The organism is Vibrio sp. B181a (assembly GCF_030248375.1).
GTDB classification, from domain to species: domain Bacteria; phylum Pseudomonadota; class Gammaproteobacteria; order Enterobacterales; family Vibrionaceae; genus Vibrio; species Vibrio campbellii.
In genome coordinates, this window is sequence record NZ_JAHGAD010000071.1 from 1 (window position 1) to 25,967 (window position 25,967).

Sequence of the window (25,967 nt, forward strand, 5' to 3'; positions counted from 1 at the left end):
AGCACTTTACCCCGCGTGACATCGTGCGCCTGACTACCTCTCTAGTCTTTATGGAAGACGATGAAGCCCTCACCAAAGATGGCATTATCCGTACCATCTATGACCCAACAGCGGGTACGGGCGGCTTCCTCTCTTCAGGCATGGAATACGTGCACGAACTTAACCCGAAAGCGGTGATGCGTGCGTTTGGTCAGGAGCTAAACCCAGAGTCCTACGCTATCTGTAAAGCGGATATGCTGATCAAAGGGCAAGATGTTAGCCGCATCAAACTGGGAAACACCCTGTCGAATGACCAACTGCCAGCGGACAAGTTTGACTACATGCTGTCTAACCCGCCGTTCGGTGTGGATTGGAAAAAGATTGAGGGCGAAATCAAAGACGAGCACGAGCAAAAAGGCTTTGATGGACGCTTTGGCGCAGGCTTGCCGCGTGTTTCTGATGGCTCGCTTCTGTTCTTGATGCACCTTATCAGCAAGATGCGTAATAAGAAGAACGTCGATAACCTCGTTACTGATGGTGGTCGTATTGGCATTATCCTAAACGGCTCGCCTCTGTTTACTGGTGGTGCAGGTAGCGGTGAAAGTGAAATTCGTCGCTACATTTTAGAAGCTGACCTGCTTGAAGCGATTGTCGCGCTGCCAACGGACATGTTCTACAACACAGGCATTGCGACCTACGTTTGGGTACTGACCAACAAGAAAGACCCAGAGCGTAAAGGAAAAGTACAGCTTATCAATGGTGCCAACCTCAGTAGCAAAATGCGCAAGTCGCTTGGTTCTAAGCGTCACTTCCTGACCGATGATGAAATCCGCGCCATCACCAAGAACTTTGGTGAGTTTGTTGAGGTGGACACCCTGACCAAAAGCGGCAAACCACTAACCGCTAAGATTTTTGATACCCACGAGTTTGGCTACCGCCGCCTGACCATCGAACGTCCATTGCGTTTGTCTGCGCAAATCACTGATGCAGCAGTGGAGTCTCTGCGCTTTACTCCTAAGCCATTTAATGCCGTGATGCAGGCTGTCTTTGAGCAGTTTGGCACTGAGTGGGATGACAACACTTATGGCACACTGACTGAAGTGGAAGCCGAAGTGCGTGCGTTGATCAAAGCGGACTTCCCAGAGCTGAAAGAAAAGCAAATCAAAGATGTGCTGGACAGCAAACTGTGGCTAAACCAGAAAGCCCTGATGGATAATGCCAAAGCTCTGCAAGTTGTCGTCGGCGATAACCTTGGCGGTAAAGCGAAACAATCTGATGACTTCAACCAGTTTGAACTGACTCTGAAAGGCGCATTCAAAACCACTGGTATCAAGTTCGACGCTAAGCAGAAGAAACAGTTTAACGATGCAATCACTTGGAAGAACCAAGACGCCGAACCAGTGATCAAAAAAGTGCTGAAAGAAGACGCACAGCCGCTTTACGGCGCGTTCGACTATAAGGGCAAAGTGGTTGAGTTCCAACAAGATGGCGACCTGCGTGACAACGAGAACGTGCCGCTTGATCCAAGCGTGACTACATCAACCCTGATTGAAAGTTACTTCAAACGCGAAGTGCAGCCGCACGTTGTTGATGCATGGATCAACGCGGATAAGCGCGATGACAAAGACAGTGAAATTGGTGTGGTGGGTTACGAAATCCCATTCAACCGCCATTTCTATGTTTACCAACCACCGCGTGCGCTGGAAGCGATTGATGCCGATTTGGATGCGGTCAGTACCGACATTATGGAGCTACTGCAAGAGGTGCATTCGTAATGGGCAAGTATCAAGCATATCCAGAGTATAAGGACTCTGAGATTGATTGGATTGGTGATATTCCGAATATTTGGAAAGTGTCGTATGTGAAATATTGGTTAGAGCTTCCCCCTTGCTACGGCATTCTTAAACCCGACAAATACGAAGGTACTGACGGCATAAAGGTTATTCGCATATTGGATGTCGCAGATCGCAAGGTAAAATCTACGCAGCTAGAAAGCGTCAGCCCTGTACTAAATGCAGAATATAAACGAACCCAAATTAAAGATGGAGATCTCGTTGTATCAGTAGTTGGCACTTTAGGGCGAAGTTTTATCTGCGATAAAACCCTTGAGGGAATGAACCTTTCTCGTGCACTTGCACGACTGCAAGTGAAGTCAAAATCTAAAGCACGATTTCTTCAATATTTGATAGATAGTAAAAGCTTTGATGACTACACCAACGTTACTTGCACTGGGGCTGCTCAGAAAGTATTCAATATGGAAGACTTATCTAATTGGGCTATCCCTGAGCCACCGTCATCTGACATTGAAACTATCGCCAACTTCCTCGATCACGAAACCGCCAAAATCGACACCTTGATCGAAAAGCAGCAGCAACTGATTAAGCTGCTGAAAGAGAAGCGCCAAGCGGTGATCAGCCACGCGGTGACCAAAGGATTGAACCCGCAAGCACCAATGAAAGATTCAGGTGTGGAGTGGTTAGGAGAAGTGCCAGAGCATTGGGGTGTTAAAAAAGCAAAGTACCTATTCGACTTTGTTACCAGTGGTTCACGAGGGTGGGCTGAATATTATTCAGATAGTGGCAGTTTGTTTTTCCGAATTGCGAATTTAACCCGAGATACAGTCGAACCAAAGTTGAGTTCTATTCAATGCGTTCAACCGCCAAAGGGTGCTGAGGGTGAGCGTTCAAAAATAAAGCTCAATGATCTACTGATCTCCATTACCGCAGATTTGGGGTCGGTATGTGTCGCTAATCAATCTATTGCTAATGGGTATGTGAGTCAGCACGTTGCACTTTGCCGCCCTAACAGCCAACTGGTTAAGTCATCTCGTTGGTTAGCCTATTTTGTTTTATCTGATACAGCGAAAGAGCAATTATTAGGATCAGGCTATGGTGGTACGAAAGTTCAATTGAGTTTGGAAGATATTAGAGAGCTTGTAATCGCTTTCCCTCCTCAAGAAGAGCAATTGCAAATTGAAGCGTACATTGATTCGAAATTAGGCCAATTCGAAAACCTTATGCAAAAAGCACATGTGCAGGTTGAGCTTTTACAAGAACGCCGCACAGCGCTTATCTCAGCCGCTGTCACTGGCAAGATAGATGTTCGCAATTGGCAAGCACCAACATCTCAAAATCAGGCTTTAGAAAAAACCGCATAAATCTATTGCCACTCTAGCTTAAGAAAGCAGAGTGGCTTTTTCGCTTTGGTTGGCTAACAAAAATTAGAAGAACAAGGTTATGAAAGACACCACACAAGAACGGGTATTTCAAGACGACATCATCAGCCAGATGGTGGCTAATGGCTGGGTGCAAGGCACTGGCGAGGGTTACAACCGCGAATCGGCATTGTACGAAGCGGATGTGCTGAGCTTTATCAAACAGACGCAGCCGAAAGAGTGGGAGAAGTTCTGCAAAGTCTTCCCGACTGATTCAGAACGCCACTTCCTTGATGCTTTGGTCACGCAGCTAAAAAAAGCCGATGAGAATGCCACTGACCGAGCTTCACGCACCTTTGGTACTTTGGGTGTGCTTCGTCATGGTTTGAAAATCCGTAATGCCCGTTTTGAATTATGTCAGTTTAAGCCAGAGCATAATCTCAATCCTGAAACCTTAGCGCGTTACCAGCAAAACATCTGCCGTATTGTGCCAGAGCTGGTTTACAGCCCGTATGCCACACAAGCTGAATTCGAAGCGACAGGTAAGCAAGCTAAGAAATGGCGCATCGACTTGGTGTTGTTCGTTAACGGCTTGCCCGTTTCTACCCTTGAACTGAAATCTGAGTTCAAACAAGCGGTAGAAAACGCCATTGCGCAGTACAAACTGACCCGTTTACCAAAAGACCCTGCCACCAAAAAGCCAGAGCCGCTTTTGAGTTTTAAACGTGGTGCGTTAGTGCACTTCGCGGTAAGTCAGTATGAAGTTCACATGGCAACCAAGCTTGCGGGTGAAGAGACATTCTTCTTACCGTTTAACAAAGGCACACACGATGGCGGCAAAGGCAATGACATCCCTGAAGATGAAAACCGCTACGCAACTGATTATCTATGGAATGAGGTATTAACCCCAGATAACCTGCTCAACATCATCGGGCGCTTTATCCATCTTCAAATTGAAGAAAAAGAAGATTGGGAGGGGCGTAAAACCAAGAAAGAAACCCTGATCTTCCCGCGTTACCATCAATGGGATGTGGTAACCAAGCTGGTTAACGCCGCAATTGAAGAGGGTACAGGTAATAAATACCTGATCCAACACAGTGCGGGTTCGGGTAAATCCAACTCGATTGCATGGACAGCACACCAGCTCTCGACCTTGCATGATGCCAACGGCAACAAGCAATTTGATTCGGTGATTGTGGTCACTGATCGCACCGTACTGGATGACCAACTACAAGACACCATCTACCAGTTTGAACATGCTGACGGTGTGGTAGGGCGCATCAACCGTAAAGAGGGCGATGGCTCTAAATCAGAGAAGCTAGCAACGGCATTGGAAACCTCTCAGCCTATCATCATCGTGACAATTCAAACGTTCCCGCATGTGTTAAAGGCGATTGAGAACTCAACGTCATTGAAAGAGCGTCGCTACGCCATCATTGCCGATGAAGCGCACTCATCACAAACAGGTGCAACCGCACGCCAGCTTAAAGAAGTGCTGATGACGGATGAAGCCGATGATGACACCGAGTTATCGTCTGAAGATATTCTCGATGCCACCATTGCAGCGCGTCGAGGCAGTGCCAATCTGAGCTATTACGCCTTTACTGCCACGCCAAAGCCAAAAACGCTGGAGTTGTTTGGTCGTAGACCCGATCCCGAGCAGCCAGCGTCTAAACGCAACCTGCCATTGGCTTACCATATCTACTCCATGCGTCAGGCGATTGAAGAGGGCTTTATTCTTAATGTGCTGAAAAACTACACCAACTATAAGGTGATCTATCAGCTCAAGCAAAAGCTGGAAGCCGATGACAAAGAGGTGGATTCAGGCAAAGCCAAGGTGAAGCTCAATAACTGGGTGCGCCTGCATGACCACAACATCTCACAGAAAGTGAAAGTGATTGTTGAGCACTTCAAAAAGAACGTGATGGGCTTATTGGGTGGTCAAGCCAAAGCGATGGTGGTCACCAGCTCACGTAAAGAAGCAGTGCGCTACAAACTGGCGTTTGACAAGTATGTGTCAGAGCATGGTTATGCAGGTATTCGTGCAATGGTCGCGTTCTCTGGTGAAGTAGAGTTTAACGCTGCTGACCCAGACAGCACTGCGTTTATGGATCAGAAGTTCACTGAGCACAATATGAATCCTGACCTAAAAGGTCGTGAGATGCGAAAAGCTTTCAACACCGATGACTATCAGGTGATGTTGGTAGCCAACAAATTCCAAACGGGCTTTGACCAACCAAAGCTCTGCGCCATGTACGTCGATAAGAAACTCGCAGGCGTTGAGTGTGTGCAGACGCTCTCTCGCTTGAATCGCACTTATCAGGGTAAAGCGGAGTGCGGCACCTTTGTGCTCGACTTCTACAACGACCCGCAAGACATTCTCGATGCTTTCCAGCCGTACTACCAAGTTGCTGAGCTTGAGGATGTGTCTGACCCTGACAAGATCTTTGACCTATCAGAAAAGCTGCGTGCCAGCGGTATTTTCTTATGGACAGAGGTTGAGCAGTTCGTTGATGCCTTCTTTACCAAGAACAAGTCCAATGCAGCGATCAGCAACATCTGTAAGCCTGCCGTCGACCGTTGGCGCAAGCGTTACACTTCAGCGGTAGAAGAATACCTTCACGCCAAGAACGTGTTTGAACGCACCAAGAAAACAGGCGACGCGGTGTTAATCGCCAATGCGGAAAATACCTTTAAAGAGTGCAAGCAAGAGAAAGACCGCCTTGAAATCTTCAAAAAGGATTTGGGTAGCTTTGTGCGCTTCTATGAGTTCATGTCGCAGATTGTCGATTACGACGACAAAGAACTGGAAAAGCAGAGCCTTTATGCTCGTCACCTACGCCCAATGCTGCGCGAGAAAGTCATCGAAGAAGACGAGCTTGATCTCGGCAACGTGGTGATGAGCCACTACCGCTTATCAAAGATCCGTCAGCAGGACATCCAGCTTCAAGAGAACACGCCTGAGTACAAACTCCAACCTGGTAATGACGTTGGCACCGCCAAACCAAAAGACAAGAAGGAAGAGTTTTTGTCGTTGATTATTGAGCGGCTCAACGAGGTGTTTGTTACCGACAACCTTACCGACAAAGACATGATTAACTATGCCTTCACAGTGCGTGACAAGCTCACTGAGAACGAAACGGTAATGAACCAAATTGCCAATAATACCCGTGAACAAGCGATGCTGGGTGACTTCCCGCGTGCGATTGATGATGCGATTATGAATAGTAACGAAGCGCACCAAGAGCAAATGATGCAGTTACTCTCTGACCCAGAGAAGACCAAGCAATTTGCTCGGGTGATTTTTGATATGTTGAGTGGAGTGAAGTAAAAGGAGCACTGTAAACACTGTTCATTTCCCCTAGACGGCTTTTTAGCCGTCTAGTTTGAAGCATGTATAGCATTAATCCCCTCTGATGCTGTTTTGATTGATTTGTGTTTTTAGGTCTAACTAGTAATGCACAGAACCTTCATGGCTTGACTCACCATTTTTCGTCACCATCATCAACTTTCAGGTCGATGTTCTCACCTTTCTGCACAATATGCATTTCCAAGTTTAGTGATGATAGGATGCGAAATAGTGTCTGGACTCTCGTGGTCTCTGGATTAATCTCAAATTTAGAAATAGTGTCTTGTTTTAGACCCACGGGGTCGGCAACCTTAGTCTGTGACAGATTCTTGTTTTTTCTTTCGTCACGCAGATGTATTGCCAACTGCTTTGATGATGTTATCAACATAATAATTCCTTACTTACCCTCGATAAAGGGTAAGGTTAGTTTTACCTGCATTCAAGAGTAAGTGAACCTTATCCTCGACATGGTTTAAAGATGCCTTATTCCAATGTGTTGGAATAAGAAAACAGCCCCTTAGGGCTGTTGGCTCTAGTTTGTGTTTTTCTTCACTTCCGTTAAGTATGCGATTAGCTTTTGAGCATCTTTGCCTACTTTTTTTGATGTTTGCTTGTAATTGAAAGGTGTTAACGTTTGAACGTATGGTGCAAATCTTTTTAAGCTTGATGTATCAGAGATTGATGCAATGCTTTTTCTTTTCGCTTTTATAGCTTGTAAGTTAGTACCGTCGTTAAGACTGAACACATAGTCATTGAACATAACAGCAGGGAACTTCGCTGCATTTAGCCTCAAACTCATTCTGTATAGCGCTTGATGAAGCTCCTGCGCTTCTTCAGCATTAATCTCATCTTCACTTTCTAACTCGTCAAACATCTCTACAGCCTCATGCAGTTTCGCAGCTATTGCACAAAGAGAGTGTTTCTCTTCATTGATAACAATACTTTGCTTTTCATGTAGCTCTTTTTTTCTGTACTTCTTGTATAGCGTATTTGCGGGTTTGAAGTGAGACATGATCTCTTCGAAATTGTGGTCAGTGATTTCGTACTTTCCAGACTTTGCTTCTTCAGTACCATACTTTGTAATTAAGTCTTTTATTGATCTTGGGCATTCAGGGGCTGTAATTGGTAGCTTTATTAATGTTACATGCGTTGCATTGCCGTTTGGGTTTAGTAATTCAGGGTCTCGGACAATGATGTAAAGCATCTTGCCGCTTTTGTTTTTTTGAAATCGCGGTAGGGGAGATCTCTTTTGTCTTGGTATTACTTTAACGTTATCAGTTAAATTATCGTTTATTTTTTTAAAAATGTTCATGTTGTTATCTTTGTTATTATTATAATCAAATTATAACATTATATTTAAACCTTTAGTGTTTTTTAATGATTGTTTTTATTTTTAAGTTGAAGTCTCTGATTGAACAATGAAAGTCTAAATAAGAAAGTTATGTATAAATAATTCTTTTCATTAAGTCTTGATGAACTTTAATGAATATGGTTCGGTTTATTGTTTAAGTTGTTGTTTATTAATCTAATTTTTCTTTTTTGAATGAGATTGAAGAATTAGATTATCTTTTCATTAGCTTGGGATGAATTGTGATGAACTTGCTTGCCAGTACAGCTCCCTATCACTCTGGCTGGGAGCTGCGTTCTTTTGGACTATAGGTTCAGATTATTCATTCTCTCTTTAAACGCTTTTTTCATGTTTTTCTCATGCGTCAAAAGCATATTTACATGATCGTTGTTGTGAATCTCGACATCTAATCTATCTTGCAGTGCTTCAATGTCATCATCAGTTTTCACTGGAGTAACTCGCAAATCCCACTTTTGCTTTTTACTTATTTCAAAAAGCATAATCACAAGTAATTCCAAGAATTTAGTGAGCTTACCTGAGCCTTTGTGTATACCGATTTCCGCTTCGTAGATTGCGTGCAAAACGGGGCGCATGCGCTTATTCTTGGTTTTCTTTTCATGATATAGCCAGAAATCTAGCGCCTCTTGCACTTCTTTTTCGTAGCGTTTACGAGCTGAAAATATGAGTAAAGCGTGCTCTTGTTTATTCCAATCCTTTATGGTTTGCTTCACTTTCTCTGCTTTATGCTCTGCTTCTTTTCTTCTTGCAGTGAAAAATTCGTAGTCAGTATCTAGCTGCACTCTCATGTATTCTGTCATTGCTGCGTTGTAGCTAGAAATCAAGTTAGAGCTTTCGTCTAGTACCCCTCTTTTTACTAAGCCACCAATAGTGTACTTGTTTCCTGAGCGAAGCTTGCCCGCTGGAATTGAGTAGTCTTTGAAGTGATAGATGAGACCGCTGAACTTACCGTTTTTTTCATCTTCTTTAAGTGTGATTTCTATGCCTTGGCACATTAAGTAAGACTTAAAGAGCGGTAGAGAGCGACTGATGTGTTTCTCGATATTTCTCTTATCTGAATGATTTGATGGCAGTTTTTCAAAAGCTAAAACGCGCTTTTCCATATTGCAAATTGCATTGTCTACGAGTCGTCTCATCATCATTTTAATTTTTTGGGGAGTGTGCATCTCGCTGACTAGAGTGTTGTTGTTTGCAATTGCATCTCGTGAACTTTCTAGCTCTTTTAGACCGAACTCTTTCTCAAGCTCTCGCATCTTTTCTTGCGCTTTTTCGATAGAAAACCAATTTGATATTACTTTGTTTGTTGCGAGATCTTGCGTGCTTACTGTTATGTGTACGTGACTGTTTTCAGTGTCTGCGTGACGAAAAGCGATGTAGCGTGCGTTGTCGTAGCCGAGGTGTGACATTGTTTCTCGCACTACTTTTCTCCACTCCTTATCGGTTAGGTGTTCGTTTTCACCGATGGAGATCACGAAGTGGCGGAATGGATATTTGACTGTTGGATTGTGCTTGTAGCTGCTTTGTAGCTCTGTGATTGCATCGTGCCAGTCTATACTTGTTGCTTCATCGCCTAGCTCGGCTTCAATGGAGTCAATTTCATTAGCGCATATGAAAAAGGAGTGACCTTCGCTTGCAGGTGCGTCTTTTGTTTTACCTGCGCCGTATTTTACTAGGTTTTTTGCGTCATTTTGTTTAGCGCCATACTCGACAAGGTGCTCTGCGTCTTTAGCTGTTTGCTTGCTTCTAGTGCATTCAAGTTCTGTGATAATCATGTTTTAAGTTCTCGTTATTATTATTGTTATAGAGACCCCTCTCTCTTGGGGAGAGGGTATATAAGGTTATTGGTTTTCTTCTTCTTCTAGCTTTTCTTTCAAAAGAATTTCAAGCTGACGAGCGGATAGGTACTTTTTGGCAAGTATCTTTGCGGTTACTGAAGAGTGAGAATCAACAGCTAATTTACGTGTGCTGTCTACTTGTTTCTTTAAAGCTTTAAGCTGTGCGGCTAGTTTGTTATTAGACTTCTTATCGTCAAGATTTTCTGCGATGTCACATATTGCTTTAGATAGCTTTGATGTTTCTTCGAAGTAGTGCTCGAACTCTCTGTCTTGTCGGGGTTTTATATCCAAAGCTTGTATAGCAGCATCTCTTACAAATGCAGCTATTGATGAGTAGTTTAGAAACTTAGCTGCTTGCTTAACTTTGTCGTGCTGTGATTCAGTGAAGTTTGTCTTAACTTGCTTGTTGAAAAGATCTTCTGTTGCTTTGCGTTCTTTCTTCATTGCGCTTTTTACAGTTGCAATTACGTCAAGAAAGTATTCGAGATGTTCTTTTTTACAGTCAGAAGTGTTGTGTGAAGCGTAGATGGCGTATGCAATCACTTTTACTGTATTATCAAACTGCTTTTGACCAACAAAGTGCTTGCACTCGTCATGAGAAGGCATGAGAGCGGGAATCAATATCTTAAGTGTATTTAAGTCGTGACTGGTTTTTTTGATTAGTTCGTTTAGTTGTTGCTTGTTGTTTCTCGTTAGCTTTTGAGTTAAAGCTACTATTATGTCTCTTTCATTATTATTCATTTTATTATGACTCTTATTATTTTATTAGGGAGTCACAGCGAGTATCTTTGTTTTTTAGCGATAACTGCGAAGCATGTTAGCGCAACGTCACCCTTGGGGTGAGGCTCAAGTTGCGGAAATCTTCTATTTGGGACAAATAGGGGATTGTAGTATCCGCTTGTTACTTATTTATAACTTTATTCTTGTTATATTTTTATTATAACTATTGTTATGGTTTTTCGCTATAGTTATATAGCGTTTATACATAAGATAAATTTAAAGTAAACCTAAAGACTATAGCAAATGCGTTCTGAGACAGTGAAAATGTCGCTCAGAGCACTGTATTTTGCTTCGTGCATCGATTTTTTTGCTTTGTGATTTTACGTGCATCGATATTTTTTACTTAAATATGCAATGTAAATGCGTGTCTATTGATTATTTAAAGAGAGTAACTAATGCTATGTGAAGCTATTCTTACCGAGTAAATAAGACAGTGATAACTTGTTTCTTTTTTCTAAATGAAACGATGAAGTGTTATTTAAACTCTTAAAATAGAGTAAATCTGTTGTGTGTTGTTTTTTAAATTAGTTGGTTGATTAACAGTGATTACTTTCAAGTGAGTGCTTTATTTATTGTTTGATTTGCTTTAAATTATACATAATGAATATTAAAAGTAGACACCAAAACAATGAGTACAGAGCTAACAAACGAGCAATTGCAAGCACTTCTACAGTCACCAGACCTAGCTGAAAAGCTGGCTTCTTTGGGGGGCGATGCTGTTCAAGTATTCACTAAAGCAGCGACAGACGCTGTGCAAGTGCAGAAAGAGAAGCAGGAAGCTGAACGTAAGCAAAAGATTGAAGACTTGATTGATAGCATTGAGTGCGATTTAGAAGAAAAGTCTATCTCTAAAGAAGAGTTCGCATTGGCTATTGCTGCTCGCTTCAAGGTTGCTGTTGCAACTCGCACTAGAAGCTCAAAGACTAGCAATAACAAAGAGAGAAAGAACGCACCGACACGTCCTCAGTACCGCATTGTTTTGGAAGGCGAAGAGCATGTCTGGTCTGGCAAAGGACGCTCTCCTGAAGCTTTCAAGGCTGCGAAAGAGAGCGGTGAGCTAGATAGCTACAGAATGAGCGAAGAAGAAGTTAAAGCGTACATGCTCGCTCATCCTGAGAAGTATGATTTATAATTACTTTACAAAAAAGCCAGCTCGACGAGCTGGCTTTTAAATGTCTTACATGTACATCTCAAGAATCGGCTTAAACGTCTCTTCTCGCTTCTCCAAGATCTTCTGTACTGTCTCTTTCTCATCTTTATCAAAAATCTTACTTGCTAAGTAAAACTCTAGCTCGGATTTGATGAATACAACAGTGTTACCACCCATACGAATTTGCGGGGGAAATTCACCTTTTTTTATCTTATCGTAAATCGCAGTTTTCTTTAGTGTAACAAGTTCAATTACTTCTTTTAGCGACATAAATTGTAGTTCGTTCATTCTTTATTAAGCCTTTAAACAAACAAAAGCATTCTTTAAATAATTAGTAAGTGAATCAGTTGTACTGAGTGCTGATACGCCGTCTGCACTTCTAGTTCCTAGAGATTCTTTGTTGTTATATTATTTTAAGTTGTTTGCTTATTATTTGTTTGCAACTTTTATGAAGTGGTTACTACACTTACAATGCTTTTGGTTAAAACAAGATACGATCAAGGTAAGATGTTGTAAAGTGTTTATTTTGTTTTTATTTATGTATAATTAAAAGAGTGCTTTATTCTATTTAAAGAATAACCCTCTTGGATAAAGAGGGTCTCTAAAGGTTATTTAAAGCGAGCTGCGATTGAGTGATAGTGAGCAGTTTTCTCAACGATGTAGTCGCCCCAGAACGTAAGCATATCCCTGCGCTTTTTAAGGTACTTAGCGTTGTTGTACTTATCCATAATTGTCGTACCCACGAGATGCGCTAAGCATGCCTCGATCACTTCAGAATTGAATGATACGTCTTCATCTGTGTAATCATCTGCTGCATTTAAAAAAGTACTTCCGAGCGATCTAAAGCCGTGAGACACAAGCTCTCCGCTGAAGCCTGCACGCTTAATTGCCATATTTACGCTTTGTGTGCCGATGTGCGGTGTTTTTGAGCGTGAATCCGCAGGAAATACATACTCAAGCTCCCCGCTGATAGGGCGCATATAATCGAGAATGCCTTGCATATACTTGGTGAGAGGAATGTAGTGATCTCGCGCTCTCTTCATTCGATAGTGTGGAATGATGATGCAATTCTTTTTCTCGTCAATCTCATCCCATCTCAACATTGCTGTTTCAGCAGCACGACCTAACGAATGGAGTTGCATTTCCATTGCTGCTCGTGTCGTATTTGTCATATTGCGCTCGCTCATTGCAATCATGAACTTGTCGATTTGCTCGGGTTCTATTGTCGGTTGCTGCCTTTCTGCTTTCTTAACGTAAGTTCGACTTAAGCGTGCAAGAGAGTGAGTTTCGATGACATCTAAGTCAACAGCATGATCCATAATTTTCACAATGTTTTGGCATATTTTGCTCATATCCATGCCAGTCGCTTCGCTACGCTTTAGCTTTTCTTTAACAAGGATAGTCTTTAACTGAGTCAGTGGAATATCGCCAATTGCAGGTAAAATATGATTTTCAATGCGTCCAAGTATGTCTTTCTTGTAACGCATTTTGTCTAAGAGAGAGTTTATCTCAGCCTCGGATGCTTTTTTCTCGCCGCGCTTTTTGGCTCGCTCATTAGCTCCATCAATTTTTGCTTGGACTTTTTTCTCGTGTGCTGGCTCTACAATATCGTCAATCCATAGTTGAGCCGCATCTTTAAAAAGAACCTTGCTGGTATCTAATGCGTTAATACCACCTGTTTGCTCATACTCTTTTGGATCTACGTTTTTTTCAAGTAACTCGTGATAGCTGGTCGCTTTTTTACGAGCATCTGCGAGTGAAATAGCTGGGTATTCTCCGACAGTTAGTTTGATGCGTTTGTTGGTGATCGGGTGATGATAGTTGAATTGCCATGATTTTTTTACACCCTTTTTTCCTGCTCGCAAGCGCATATAGAGATTACCACCGTCGCTGATGAGTCGTTCCTTCTTGCCTTCTGAAAGAGATGCTTTTTTATAAGTCGTGTCAAAGTTTCTGCTAGCCATCATTTAGCTCCCTTTTACTGCACCCCAAAATAGTCGGGGACGCTAACTGCTCCCCGATAATATAGGGCGGCTTTTTGGGGAACTCAAGGGGGAACAAAACTTGGCGGATTGCACCGATTTCTACCGAGTGCTTCCGAACGATTGGAATTTCTAAAAGTGTGATAAGCGCCCGTTCCACAAGGCTTCAGGCGAAAAAAAAAAGCGCTCTTCCGAGCGCTTTCGTTTTGATGTTTGGTGGAGCTGGCGGGAGTTGAACCCGCGTCCGAAAACCTTTCATCATTGGTACTACATGCTTAGTCGATCTTTAAATTCACCACCCACCTGCGAACCGACACGCTAGTAAATGACTATCCTGAATTATAATTCGCCGTTCATCTCTCAGGCGGGAGAATCCGGGCTAGCGCGTTTGGGTTTGATCCCTCGTTGGTCCCCGTCTTACGTGCGGAAGCTAGGGCGAGAGAGCTCTGAGCAGGTTATTAAGCTGCTAGTGCGTAGTTTTCGTCGTTTGCGACTATTTTTTTGCGGTTTGTTAACGAGGCCTACCGCACCTCGGCATGCACCTCAGACTTCTGAATTCCCGTCGAATCCTAAATCAGCCCCAGAGGTAATATCGGCATAGTAACAGAAAAGCCTAGGCTGTCCAGTACTATGCGTCTAAGTGGTCAAGTTTAACGCAGTGAACTCTTCATTACGCGCGCTTTTTCACGAGCCCAATCTTTTTCTTTCAGATCGGTACGTTTGTCGTGAAGCTTTTTACCTTTCGCAACACCGATTTTGATCTTCACCCAAGAGCGAGACCAATATAGTGACAACGCGGCTAGCGTCATACCTTCACGGTTGATGCGACCAAGAAGGTTGTCGAGTTCACGACGACTCATTAGTAGTTTGCGCACACGCGTAGGGTTTGCGACAACGTGAGTAGAAGCTTGGTTAAGAGGAGTGATCGTCATCCCGCTGACAAAAGCTTCACCGTCACGCATGAAAACGTAGCTTTCAGCGATATTGGCTTTGCCTTGGCGAAGTGCTTTCACTTCCCAGCCTTGTAGCTCCATGCCGGCTTCAATTTCATCGTCAATGAAGTATTCGTGGCGAGCTTTTTTATTAAGCGCGATAGTGTTGCTACCCGCTTTTTGCTTTGATTTTTTCTTTACCATAATGGCCTCATTATACGGGTTGGATATACGTTAGGAAATCCTTTTATTTGCGCTATCGTCGAATAAAAGTAAAATTGGCACAAGTCTTAAACTTGTACGCGTATCGATAGGAGTGTGTATGAAGCAAATCAGCCGTTCTGCTTTGGTGTCTTTTAGTGCAGAGCAGATGTTCGATCTGGTCAATGATGTTTCGAAGTATCCTGAGTTTCTACCTGGTTGTTCAGGTTCACGAATCATTGAGTCTTCGGGCGAGGGTATGGTGGCTTCTGTCGATGTAGCAAAAGCAGGTATCAGCAAGACATTCACCACGTCTAACGAGCTTATTCCAGGCCAGGCTATCATTATGAACTTGGTTGATGGACCATTTAAGACATTGCGTGGTGGCTGGATCTTTACCGCACTTGACGAGCAAGCGTGTAAAGTGGAGCTCAAGCTTGAGTTTGAATTCTCAAGCAGAATGATCGAAATGGCTTTCGGCAAGATTTTCAACGAGCTCACCAGTAACATGGTGAATGCTTTTACCAATCGAGCGAAACAGGTGTACGAGTGCTATGAGTATTGAGTCGGACATGATTCACGTTGAGGTGGTGTATGCCTTACCTCAAGAGCAGCGAGTGTTTAACTTGGTGGTGAATAACCATGCCACTGTTGAAGAGATTATTCGTCAGTCTGGTGTGCTTGAATTGTACCCTGAGATTGATTTGAAGAAGAACAAAGTGGGGGTTTATAGCCGCAACGTTCGACTAGATGCAACGGTTCGAGACAAAGACCGAATCGAAATTTACCGTCCATTATTGGCGGATCCAAAAGAGATTCGTCGTAAACGAGCTGAGCAAGCAAAAGTGGCTGGCAACGCAGATCCTGTGACGGGTGGTAAGCCAAACGCCTTGAGAAAATCAGCGGAATAATGCTTGAAGATATAAAATAAAACCTCCCAACTGGGAGGTTTTGTTGTTTTTGGCGTTTATCTTGGTGAGTCTATCGAACTCGGGGTTTCTGTTCTGGTGTAGATAACTCCTTCCGCTAGGTCGTTGGCGTAGCTTAAAGGCTGGTAAATGATGCTGTTTGGGTGTTTTAACTCGGCAATATCTTCCATTTTAATAAAGGCATTTTCGACGCCATTTTGTGCCAAGAGTTTCTCCACACTTCCCATTTCATGAGTTGAAAAATGAGGAATTGCCCGTAGCTCTGGAGCGGATTCCATTGGAGTGATGTATCCATCTTCGAAGGTATGAATCAAGCTGTACACTTCATTCGGGTCTACTTGTTGGCGCAGATGCCAGAACGCACCAGTGCTGTCATGCCATGCTCCGACATAGTTGCTTATGTGAACGTTGTGGCCCCAAGCGAGAATGCTCTTACCTGGTAACCACTCTTTTTGTAGCCATCGTAAGTTGTCGGCTTGCATGACTTCATCTGGGTTGTAGGTATCAAACCAACGGCTTTGCACATGCGCTTGCATGCTTTTGACTATCTGCAACCAGAAGGTGGCGTATTCGCGAAAATCTTGCCTTTGCTCCAATGAAGGTAGTAGTTGTTCGGCTTTCATTTGAGACATCACAGAGTTAAGAGACGCAAGTTGATTGATAAATGCTTGCTTCGCGCTGTGGTCTGGCTCGGCAAAATACCAAGGACACATCATTGCCTCGCCGTTGGTGATAAAGCTTGCCCAATCTAGGTTGATCAGTTGGTGCTTCTCTGCGAATGTTTGCATTTCTGGCAGCATGGTACTGCAAGCGGGGTCACTGCTGTGCCTGCCATCAAATGCGACATAATACAAAGGCTTGTCAGTAAACGCTTGTTGCTCAACGTACTCGTATAACGGATAGATTTCTGGAGTTTCTGAGTAGAGGAACATGAAAGAGTAGAGCATGGCGTCTCGTACATCGGTGATTTCTCCATCCATCAAGCGTTGCCACAAGCGAAGTCCGTCATACAGTCCGCTCTCCATTGCAAGAACGTCTACTTCACCAGATTGATGCAAGTATTTGGTAATACGAGATTTTAATTTGTAGCCCTGTGCTCCACCGTGAGTTGCTTCTCCAAGACCAATAAATGATTTACCAGCTACAGCTTGCCTGATGGGCTCAAGGTCTGAGTCATCCGCATGATCAAACTCTAAACTGTTAATATGGGACGTGATAGCGATTTGTTCTTTCGAATCGTCATCATCACAGCCAAGCAAAAGGAGTGAAGAGATGGCGAGTAGACCATACGACATTGCTTTCATTTTCGTGTTCCTTGCATGAACCATTACTCCACTAAGATTAAGTGTGAGTGGTTGCATAAAGAATGCTCAGTAAGAGGATTTGCGAGTCCATTCAAACAAAGCGATGAAGGGAGAGTAAGAGGGAAAATAAAGCTGTGAATTAGGGAGTTAGAGCGAGTGACAAGTAATAAAAAAGCCTCCGTGCGGAGGCTTTAGGAATACTGCGAAAATAAAGGTTGTTTACTGAATCTTCTCGTAAAACGCATCGCTTTTCGGGTAGTCGCCAGTGATGTCTGCCAGTGTGCCTTGGTCGTTAAAGTTAACGATAAGATCTTTTTGCACTGATTCACCGTGACCTGGAGTGTGGTGGTAAATGTAGTACCACGTATTTGGGTAGCCATTTTCAACCAACATAGGTGAACCAAGAACGTAGCGAACCTGTGCTTTAGTCATCCCAAACTTTAATTTATCAACCGCACTTTGTTCTACATAGTTGCCTTGGTTGATATCAATACGATAAACCAGTTTTTCCAATACCGAACATCCTGTCAGCAATGTCATTGCTAATGGTACGGCAACTAACCACTTCTTTAATTGCATAATAATTTCTTAGTAACCTTTAAAATACTGCGCTGATAATAAACAAGCTCGACGCAGATGTAAAAAGCTATGCGTCGTATGGTAGGAAATCTGACAACGAATTTTGAGTTGAGTTGCATTTATTCGTCGATATTGCACGCTAAATGACGGAACATGACTCACAAATTCGCTTAAACCGAGAGCTGAACAGTTTGTCACGCACAATAATGGCATTTTTGTCAGGCCAATAAAGGAGAAAGTTCAGCGATTATTTGACTTGTGAAAACTCAAGTAGAGTATCGCCGGAAAAGCGATAGTACTCTTTCTCGGTGACTCGCTCAGCGCCAATCGATTGGTAAAACCGACCTGCGATAGGATTTGTACTTTCTGATGTCCAATCTAATCGATGGCAACTATGATTGACGGCAAGAGACGCGAGATATTTCATCAACTTTAGTCCTACGCCTTTTCCTCGCGCAGAAGAGGACACAAACAGGTCTTTCAAATACATTTGACCAGAGAGTTTTGGTGCAGGATACATCACGGTATAGGTCGCAAACCCCATTATGGTGTCGTCATTGTATGCAGCAATAACTTTGACGACAGAGTACTCTGAAAAGACTTTGTACTTGAGATAATGAGTTAGCTCTTTCTCGGTGGCAGCTTGCTCTTTGAAATAGTATTGCTCCAACTCAACAAAAATAGGGACAAGATCTAAGCAGTTGGTTTTGTTGATTGCTCTGATATCCATTTCTCATCCCTTGCCGATCTGTTAAGCCGCGATAAGCAGTTCTTTTGCGTTTGCCAATGTAGAGTCAGTGATTTGGCTGCCACCAAGTAAGCGAGCGAGTTCTGCCACACGTTGCTCTTCATCTAGTGAGCGCATTTGTGTTTCAGTTTGGCCGCTTTTGGTGTGTTTTGCGACAAACATCTGCTGGTGACCGCAGCCAGCAACTTGCGGCAAGTGGGTGACACACATGACTTGTGTCGATTCACCTAGTTTGCGCAGCATCTTGCCAACTACGGCGGCGGTTGGGCCGCTGATACCTACGTCCACTTCATCGAAGATTAAGCTTGGAGTGTCGACTTTCTGCGCTGTGATCACTTGAATAGCTAATGAGATACGCGATAGCTCACCCCCCGATGCCACTTTAGCGATTGGTTGTAATGGTTGGCCTGGGTTGGTTGAAACCAAAAAGCATACGCTGTCCATGCCTAGTGGAGATGGATGCGCGTTTTCGTTGTTCACTTCGATACTGAACACAGCCTTTTCCATGCTTAATTCGTGCATGCTTTGGGTGATCAGCTTGTTCAATTCTTTAGCATAGCGGCTGCGTGATTTGTGCAGTTTTTCTGCTTGGGTTAAGAAGCTTTGGTATTTCTGCTCCACTTCTTGTGCTAACTCATCTAAGCGTTCATCCGAGCAATCTAGTGCTTCGATTTGTGCCAGCAGATCTTGGTGGTGCTGGTATAGCTCATCAGGCATCACATGGTGTTTGCGAGCCATCGACATCACTTTAGAAAAGCGTTCTTCGACATAAGCCATGCGACCCGGATCGACGTCAATGCCATCAAGGTAGCTGCGAAGTTCGTTTTTGGTTTCTTCTAGCTGGATCATTGCTTCTGACAGCATGTTTGGTAGTTCAGCTAATTTCTCATCTAATTCCGCTAATTGGATTAGGGAGTGATTGGCCGATTGCAAAATACCAAGCGCATTGACTTCTTCACCTTCGTAAATAAGTTCGATGGCTTGCTGACAGGTAGCGGCAAGTTCACCGCTGTTGGACAGTCGTTTGTGCTCTTGCTCGAGCTCTGCGAATTCTTCTTCACCTAGCGATAACTCATTCAGTTCTTTGATTTGGTATTCAAGCAACTGTTTTTGTGCCTGGTTTTGCTGGCTGTTCTCTTTTAGCTGCTTAAGGTTATTGTCTGCCTGACGCCAATGCTGGTAAGCACTGCGTGTGCTTTTTAATAGGTTTAAATGTCCTGCATATTGGTCAAGCATGGCCATTTGATGCTCGCTTTTCATCAATTGATGATGTGCGTGCTGTCCATGGATGTTGATCAACAACTGCCCAAGAGATTTGAGTTGTGAAAGTGGGACTGGGCTGCCGTTGATGAAGGCTCTAGAGCGGCCTTCTTTGGTGATGATGCGACGCAAGATACATTCGCTGCCATCCAGCAGGTCGTTATCTTCTAGCCAACGCGTTGCGTGTAGATTGTTGTCCAGTAAAAAGGCAGCGCTGACTTCTGTTTTTTCTTCGCCTTGTCGCACCATGCCTGCATCGGCACGCCCGCCTAAACAAAGACCTAAAGCATCAATTGCAATGGATTTACCTGCACCTGTTTCACCAGTGATGGTGGTCATGCCCTTTGAAAGCTCGAGCTGTAAAGACTTAACAATCGCAAAATTATTAACACTTAGATGAGCCAGCATTTTTATTTACCTGTATAACTGAACAATACTGTATAAGAAAACAGTATATACTGTTTCTTTATACAGTAAAGATGGGTGCGGTATTTTTTATGAAAGAAGCGCTTTTTTGTGATGGAGAAAGGAAAAATAGGTCGCGTAAAATAAAACGATTTATTTAAATTGAATAAGTTACGGTCGATTTGGATTAATTGTGAGCGGTTCAAAAACGGCTACGGTATTAGTTGTTGCGTTTAGGCGAGCGACATTCAGAGGTGCCTACATCAGGAAGGAGAATTATCGACAAAGTCACCCGGTGTGATAAGGCGGAGCATCAGGAATTGCATGGATAATTTGGTTAGTGACTCGAAAAGTGATGGGATAGAACTGATAGTTGAGCGCTTATTTCTGCTTTTTCAAAAAAGGTTGATGCTTTCACATCAACCTTTGTTTATTAAAACAGTTTGCTTGACCAACCAAGTTTGTTTCTTAGTACGTGGTAGTAGCTGTAGTCTTTTGGATGAATTAGCTTAAGCACGTTTGGGCTTTGATAGATATGTATTTCATCACCCGGAGACACTGGTAGGGAGACTTGTCCGTCACAGCTCACTTCTTGTGTTCCGCGGTTTTCTGGTGACACGATCAGCTTAATACGGCGCTTACCATCCACCACTAGTGGTCGGCTTGAAAGGGTATGTGGAAACATTGGCACCAAAGATATCGCGTTTAAGCTTGGTGACAGAATTGGACCACCACCAGAAAGCGAGTAGGCAGTCGAACCTGTTGGGGTCGATACGATCAAGCCGTCAGCACGTAGGGAAAACGCAAAGCTGTCATCTATGTAGACTTCAAATTCAATCATGTGTGCTACTTGCCCTGGGTGAAGCACTGCTTCGTTCAAGGCCGCGTTGTGGCTTTTGATTTGTCCGTGGCGGTGAATCTCTGCTTCTAACAAAAAGCGCTCTTCTTCAATGTACTCGCCTTTCAGTACAGCCTTCAATGCTTCTTTGAAGTCGTCCGGATTTAAGTCCGTTAAGAAGCCTAAGTTACCACGGTTTACACCGATGACGGCCACGTCAAAGCGCGACAAAATACGCGCAGCGCCCAACATGTTACCATCACCGCCAACAACGATAGCGAGATCGGCGTTTTTACCCAGTTCAACGAGGCTAGCAAATTGGCTTTGCGGGATTTCGTCTAAAATTGCAGCAAGGCGATCATCGATAAACACTTGGTAACCTTCGGATGTCAGCCATTCGTACAACTCTCTATGAGTTTGTATTGCCTGCTGATCTCGTGGTTTTCCGATAATCGCGATCACGTTACATGGGTTTTTCATAGCATTTCCGCATTAAAGAGGCTTGAATCAGGAATCTTCATCCCCATAATAATGGCAAGTTACCTAAATATGCGAATTTTTATGTGGTTAAAGCCCACAAAACGTGAGTGGCTTTAAGGACATTAAGTTGAATTCTGGAGATATCATGAGCAACGAAGAAAACAAAGTTACAGAAGAAGAGCTTGATCAAATCATCGAAGAAGCGGAGAAAGTAGAAGCGGCAGCACAAGAAGCTGAAGCAGAACTTGAAGACATTGGTGATGAGAAAGACGCTAAGATTGCTCAACTAGAAGCAGCACTACTGTCTAGCGAAACAAAAGTGAAAGACCAGCAAGATGCGGTTCTTCGCGCTAAAGCTGAAGTAGAAAACATGCGTCGTCGTACTGAGCAAGAAATCGATAAAGCTCGTAAGTACGCTCTGAACAAATTCGCTGAAGAACTACTTCCAGTTATCGATAACCTAGAGCGTGCAATCCAAGCTGCAGATGCAGAGCACGAAGTGGTTAAGCCAATTCTTGAAGGTGTTGAGTTAACACACAAGACATTTGTAGACGCAGTATCGAAATTTGGTTTGAAAGAGATCAACCCAGAAGGTGAAGCATTCAACCCTGAATTCCACCAAGCGATGTCTATTCAAGAGAGCCCAGATCACGACTCGAACACAGTGATGTTTGTGATGCAAAAAGGCTACGAGCTAAACGGCCGTGTTGTACGTCCTGCAATGGTTATGGTTGCTAAGTAATCAGTTAACCCATTGATATAAATATATTAAAACGCCCGCTATTGAATAGTGGGCGTTTTTGTTTCAAACATGCCCTCAGCATATTCACTCCTCTGAATATGCGATGAATTTGAAATTTGATCCTCTTCAAAGTTTTTCTTATTGGGAAATATTTTTCTTATAGGATACATCCTTTCTTTATATTGCTTACTTATGGAATGCTGTGTCTATAAGTGGCTGTTCTGACTTGCCTTCGAGATTTAATTCTGAATATGAATGTGGTTCTAGTGATTTACTTTTAATGTTATCTATTAACATTTCTGTAAAGAAAGTCTTTATTTTGTAACTCTGGTGTGTATTATTCGCGAGGTCTGCCGTAAAAATCAGCAGATGTAACTATAAAAATATAAATAGCAAACACAACATTTCGGAGATTTATGATGGATAAATCGCTTTCTAGTAAGATTTTTATTGGTTTGTTCGCCGGCCTTGTGCTGGGTACAGCTATTCAGTACTTATTTAGCGGTATTGCGATTTTTGATACCTATATCCTAGGTACGGCAGAAGGGGCAGGCGGCATGTTCGTTTCGCTGATTAAACTTCTGGTTGTTCCTTTGGTTTATGTATCAATTGTATGTGGCATTGTTGAGCTTAAAGACATTCGTTCTTTTGGTCGCTTAGGTGGTAAAACCTTTACTCTTTACATTTTGAATACCGTCGTCGCGATTATTGCTGCTCTTACTGTTGCTATGATTGTTCAGCCTGGTGCTGGCGCAAACCTAGCGGGTACGATTTCTGACTCAGTGGCACTTAAGTCAACAGAAACGCCGGATATCTTCTCTATGGTTGTGAACATCGTTCCGAGCAACCCGGTACAGGCGTTTGCAAATGGCGACATGCTACAGATCATCTTTATGGCAATTCTGACAGGTCTTGCTATCCAAGCGCTTGATTCAAAAGGCGGCCCTGCGGTTCGTACTTTTAAGATGGCGAACGAAATCATGATGAAGCTGATTGGCCTTGTGATGAGCCTTGCGCCATACGGTGTATTCGCTCTGATGATTCAACTTGGCGCAACACTGGATGCAGGCACGCTTGCATCGGTAGCAGGTTATGTTGCTCTTGTGGTTTCAATGCTGGTGCTTTGGATCTTCGTTGTATACCCACTAGCGGTTCAAATGTTTACAGGTATCTCTGCACGTGAGTTCTCTCGTAAGACGCGTGAGCAAGTGCTGTTCTCTCTATCTACAGCAAGTTCAAATGCGACGATTCCAGTAACGATGCGCACTCTTACTGACAAGATTGGTGTGTCTAAGTCGGTAGCTGGTTTTGGTGTACCACTGGGCGCTACGATGAACATGGCAGGTGCTTCAATCTATATCGCAATCGCAGCGGTATTCTGTGCAAACGCATTTGGTCAGCCTATCGCGGTATCTGACCTAGTGACTCTAGGCTTCACGGTTCTGCTACTGTCTATCGGTGCTGGCGGTGTTCCTGGCGGTGGTGTAGTAATGGTTGGTGTTATCCTTCACCAATTGGGTCTACCACCAGAAGGTCTAGCAATTGTTGCTGCGGTTGACCGTATTAACGACATGTTCTGTACATCATCTAACGTAGTCGGCGACACTGCAGTAAACACGATTGTTGCTAAGTCTGAAGGCGAGATTGGTAGAGAAGAAATCGTGGATGCTGAGCCTGCACAAGCAAGTGCATAATTGATAATTGCTCACTCAATCGAATTCAAAGCGAGGTCTTAGGGCCTCGCTTTTTCTTTTTAGAGACGCTTCGTTTCGGGAGCGGACTTCGTCCTATGGAACGCTGCGCTCCGAGATTCGAGAATCCCGCCCCACCTTTTGCGCAACTTTTTTCAATTTTTTTTGCTCTCTCCCTTGAAAAGCTATTTGCAGCCCTTATCTATTGGGCATAAGAGAAGCAAACAACATTATTTTAGTTTGTGAGTAAGGGTTGAAACCCGATTCTACGTCCCCACATAGGGGATATAGCAAAACGAAAATAGAATTTATTCGGAGATAGCCTGATGGGTAAAATCATTGGTATTGACTTAGGTACTACTAACTCTTGTGTTGCTGTTCTAGACGGTGACAAGCCACGCGTAATTGAAAACGCAGAAGGCGAGCGTACAACCGCATCTGTTGTTGCATACACAGACGGCGAAACGCTAGTAGGCCAACCTGCTAAACGTCAAGCAGTAACAAACCCAACTAACACGCTATTTGCAATTAAGCGTCTAATTGGTCGTCGCTTTGAAGATGAAGAAGTTCAGCGTGATATCGAAATCATGCCTTACAAAATTGTTAAGGCTGACAACGGTGATGCTTGGGTAGAAGCGCAAGGCCAAAAAATGGCGGCTCCTCAAGTTTCAGCTGAAATCCTGAAGAAAATGAAGAAAACTGCTGAAGACTTCCTAGGTGAGGAAGTAACTGGCGCAGTTATCACAGTTCCTGCTTACTTTAACGATGCTCAACGTCAAGCTACAAAAGACGCTGGCCGTATCGCAGGTCTAGAAGTTAAACGTATCATCAACGAACCAACAGCGGCTGCTCTAGCATACGGTCTAGACAAGTCAGGCGGCGACCGCACTATCGCGGTATACGACCTTGGTGGTGGTACATTCGATATCTCTATCATCGAAATCGATGAAGTTGAAGGCGAGAAAACGTTCGAAGTTCTAGCAACTAACGGTGATACTCACCTTGGTGGTGAAGACTTTGATACGCGTCTAATCAACTACCTAGTAGACGAGTTCAACAAAGAGCAAGGTATCAACCTTAAGAACGACCCACTAGCGATGCAACGTGTTAAAGAAGCAGCAGAAAAAGCGAAGATCGAGCTTTCTTCTACTTCTCAAACTGACGTAAACCTACCTTACGTGACTGCAGACGCGACTGGTCCTAAGCACATGAACGTGAAAGTGACTCGTGCGAAACTAGAATCTCTAGTTGAAGACCTAGTACAACGTTCTCTTGAGCCACTAAAAGTTGCTCTAGCTGACGCTGATCTATCTGTAAACGACATCACTGACGTAATCCTAGTTGGTGGTCAGACTCGTATGCCTATGGTTCAAGCGAAAGTTGCTGAGTTCTTCGGTAAAGAAGCTCGCCGCGATGTAAACCCTGATGAAGCAGTAGCAATGGGTGCTGCAGTTCAAGGTGGTGTACTTGCGGGTGACGTTAAAGACGTACTTCTACTAGACGTTACTCCACTGTCTCTAGGTATCGAGACAATGGGTGGCGTAATGACTAAGCTAGTTGAGAAAAACACAACTATCCCAACTAAAGCGAACCAAGTTTTCTCTACAGCAGAAGACAACCAGAGCGCGGTAACTATCCACGTTCTTCAAGGTGAGCGTAAGCAAGCGTCTTTCAACAAATCTCTAGGTCAATTCAACCTAGAAGGTATCCAAGCTGCACCACGTGGTATGCCACAAATCGAAGTTACTTTCGACCTAGATGCGGATGGTATCCTACACGTTTCAGCGAAAGACAAGCAGACTGGTAAAGAGCAGAAGATCACTATCCAAGCTTCTGGCGGTCTAAGCGACGAAGACATCGAGAAAATGGTTCAAGAAGCAGAAGCTAACAAAGAAGCGGACAAAAAGTTCGAAGAGCTAGCGACTGCACGTAACCAAGCTGACCAAATGATTCACGGTACTCGTAAGCAAGTAGAAGAAGCTGGTGAAGCACTACCTGCAGAAGAGAAAGAGAAGATTGAAGCAGCTATCTCTGAGCTAGAAACTGCACGTAAAGGCGATGACAAAGAAGCGATCGACGCTAAAGTTCAAGCGCTAATGACGGCAGCTCAAAAGCTAATGGAAATCGCTCAACAACAAGCTCAAGCGCAACAAGCACAAGGTGCTGACGCTGACGCTCAACAGTCTAAAGAAGACGACGTAGTTGATGCTGAGTTCGAAGAAGTTAAAGACGACAAGAAATAATATTTCTAACTAGGCGACTT

The 25,967-nt window shown here is 43.6% G+C and carries 21 protein-coding genes and 1 other RNA gene; 9 read left to right on the forward strand and 13 right to left on the reverse strand.

Annotated elements, in window-relative coordinates; all coding sequences use genetic code 11:
- The 3 genes from KIO97_RS22525 to KIO97_RS22535 form a co-directional block, all read left to right on the forward strand.
- On the forward strand, positions 1-1,754 hold a 1,754-nt coding region (locus KIO97_RS22525; RefSeq protein WP_285383991.1), incomplete at its 5' end, for a class I SAM-dependent DNA methyltransferase.
- Complete coding sequence (locus KIO97_RS22530) at positions 1,754-3,136, forward strand: restriction endonuclease subunit S (RefSeq protein ID WP_285383992.1); 1,383 nt, start codon at positions 1,754-1,756, stop codon at positions 3,134-3,136. The genes KIO97_RS22525 and KIO97_RS22530, both read left to right, overlap by 1 nt.
- Positions 3,137-3,215: 79 nt before the next feature.
- The gene (locus KIO97_RS22535; protein WP_285383993.1) at positions 3,216-6,464 is read left to right on the forward strand and encodes a type I restriction endonuclease subunit R; all 3,249 of its coding nucleotides are present in this window, start codon (positions 3,216-3,218) and stop codon (positions 6,462-6,464) included.
- Between the two features lie 151 nt (positions 6,465-6,615).
- On the opposite strand, the gene KIO97_RS22540 is transcribed toward KIO97_RS22535, so the two are convergent.
- The 4 genes from KIO97_RS22540 to KIO97_RS22555 all read right to left on the reverse strand — a co-directional run bounded on the left by KIO97_RS22540 (position 6,616) and on the right by KIO97_RS22555 (position 10,424).
- Complete coding sequence (locus KIO97_RS22540) at positions 6,616-6,870, reverse strand: helix-turn-helix domain-containing protein (protein WP_025634699.1); 255 nt, start codon at positions 6,868-6,870, stop codon at positions 6,616-6,618.
- Between the two features lie 144 nt (positions 6,871-7,014).
- Positions 7,015-7,794, reverse strand: coding sequence for a hypothetical protein (locus KIO97_RS22545; RefSeq protein WP_285383994.1), 780 nt, complete (start codon positions 7,792-7,794; stop codon positions 7,015-7,017).
- A 341-nt stretch (positions 7,795-8,135) separates the two neighbouring features.
- The gene (locus KIO97_RS22550) at positions 8,136-9,620 is read right to left on the reverse strand and encodes a relaxase/mobilization nuclease domain-containing protein (RefSeq protein ID WP_285383995.1); all 1,485 of its coding nucleotides are present in this window, start codon (positions 9,618-9,620) and stop codon (positions 8,136-8,138) included.
- Between the two features lie 66 nt (positions 9,621-9,686).
- Entirely contained in the window at positions 9,687-10,424 is a 738-nt protein-coding gene (locus KIO97_RS22555) for a hypothetical protein (protein WP_285383996.1), read from the reverse strand.
- Between the two features lie 667 nt (positions 10,425-11,091).
- On the opposite strand from KIO97_RS22555, the gene KIO97_RS22560 reads away from it, so the two are divergent.
- A complete protein-coding gene (locus KIO97_RS22560) occupies positions 11,092-11,595 on the forward strand; it encodes an H-NS family nucleoid-associated regulatory protein (RefSeq protein WP_050935595.1) in 504 nt (167 codons plus the stop codon).
- A 45-nt stretch (positions 11,596-11,640) separates the two neighbouring features.
- On the opposite strand, the gene KIO97_RS22565 is transcribed toward KIO97_RS22560, so the two are convergent.
- The 4 genes from KIO97_RS22565 to smpB all read right to left on the reverse strand — a co-directional run bounded on the left by KIO97_RS22565 (position 11,641) and on the right by smpB (position 14,731).
- Positions 11,641-11,901 (reverse strand): AlpA family transcriptional regulator, encoded by a 261-nt coding sequence (locus KIO97_RS22565; RefSeq protein ID WP_285383997.1) that lies wholly within the window; start codon positions 11,899-11,901, stop codon positions 11,641-11,643.
- A gap of 320 nt (positions 11,902-12,221) precedes the next feature.
- Entirely contained in the window at positions 12,222-13,580 is a 1,359-nt protein-coding gene (locus KIO97_RS22570; RefSeq protein WP_230850150.1) for an integrase arm-type DNA-binding domain-containing protein, read from the reverse strand.
- A 229-nt stretch (positions 13,581-13,809) separates the two neighbouring features.
- Positions 13,810-14,177, reverse strand: a transfer-messenger RNA (tmRNA) gene (gene ssrA, locus KIO97_RS22575).
- Positions 14,178-14,245: 68 nt separating this feature from the next.
- Entirely contained in the window at positions 14,246-14,731 is a 486-nt protein-coding gene (smpB, locus tag KIO97_RS22580) for an SsrA-binding protein SmpB (protein ID WP_005424760.1), read from the reverse strand.
- Positions 14,732-14,849: 118 nt separating this feature from the next.
- Between smpB and KIO97_RS22585 the strand changes: the two genes are divergently transcribed.
- On the forward strand, positions 14,850-15,293 hold the full coding sequence (locus KIO97_RS22585) for an SRPBCC family protein (RefSeq protein ID WP_285383998.1): 444 nt from the start codon (positions 14,850-14,852) through the stop codon (positions 15,291-15,293).
- On the forward strand, positions 15,283-15,639 hold the full coding sequence (locus tag KIO97_RS22590) for an RnfH family protein (protein ID WP_005533748.1): 357 nt from the start codon (positions 15,283-15,285) through the stop codon (positions 15,637-15,639). The genes KIO97_RS22585 and KIO97_RS22590 overlap by 11 nt, the downstream gene beginning before the upstream one ends.
- A 56-nt stretch (positions 15,640-15,695) precedes the next feature.
- Here the strand turns inward: KIO97_RS22590 and KIO97_RS22595 are convergent, their stop codons facing one another.
- The 5 genes from KIO97_RS22595 to nadK all read right to left on the reverse strand — a co-directional run bounded on the left by KIO97_RS22595 (position 15,696) and on the right by nadK (position 21,271).
- Positions 15,696-16,961 carry an erythromycin esterase family protein gene (locus tag KIO97_RS22595; RefSeq protein ID WP_285383999.1) on the reverse strand — a complete coding sequence of 422 codons (1,266 nt, stop codon included), beginning with the start codon at positions 16,959-16,961 and terminating at the stop codon, positions 15,696-15,698.
- A 219-nt stretch (positions 16,962-17,180) separates the two neighbouring features.
- Positions 17,181-17,540 carry an outer membrane protein assembly factor BamE gene (gene bamE / locus KIO97_RS22600; RefSeq protein WP_005424693.1) on the reverse strand — a complete coding sequence of 120 codons (360 nt, stop codon included), beginning with the start codon at positions 17,538-17,540 and terminating at the stop codon, positions 17,181-17,183.
- A gap of 247 nt (positions 17,541-17,787) precedes the next feature.
- A complete protein-coding gene (locus KIO97_RS22605; RefSeq protein ID WP_285384000.1) occupies positions 17,788-18,270 on the reverse strand; it encodes a GNAT family N-acetyltransferase in 483 nt (160 codons plus the stop codon).
- A 21-nt stretch (positions 18,271-18,291) separates the two neighbouring features.
- Positions 18,292-19,956, reverse strand: a complete 1,665-nt coding sequence (gene recN / locus KIO97_RS22610; RefSeq protein WP_009705604.1) for a DNA repair protein RecN — start codon at positions 19,954-19,956, stop codon at positions 18,292-18,294.
- Between the two features lie 430 nt (positions 19,957-20,386).
- Positions 20,387-21,271 (reverse strand): NAD(+) kinase, encoded by an 885-nt coding sequence (gene nadK / locus KIO97_RS22615; protein ID WP_005533734.1) that lies wholly within the window; start codon positions 21,269-21,271, stop codon positions 20,387-20,389.
- Between the two features lie 145 nt (positions 21,272-21,416).
- On the opposite strand from nadK, the gene grpE reads away from it, so the two are divergent.
- From grpE to dnaK, 3 genes are all read left to right on the forward strand, one after another.
- Positions 21,417-22,013, forward strand: coding sequence for a nucleotide exchange factor GrpE (grpE, locus tag KIO97_RS22620; RefSeq protein WP_005533732.1), 597 nt, complete (start codon positions 21,417-21,419; stop codon positions 22,011-22,013).
- 419 nt (positions 22,014-22,432) lie between these two features.
- The gene (locus KIO97_RS22625; RefSeq protein WP_285384028.1) at positions 22,433-23,707 is read left to right on the forward strand and encodes a dicarboxylate/amino acid:cation symporter; all 1,275 of its coding nucleotides are present in this window, start codon (positions 22,433-22,435) and stop codon (positions 23,705-23,707) included.
- A 323-nt stretch (positions 23,708-24,030) separates the two neighbouring features.
- Positions 24,031-25,947, forward strand: a complete 1,917-nt coding sequence (gene dnaK / locus KIO97_RS22630) for a molecular chaperone DnaK (protein ID WP_005440231.1) — start codon at positions 24,031-24,033, stop codon at positions 25,945-25,947.
- Positions 25,948-25,967 lie beyond the last annotated feature (20 nt).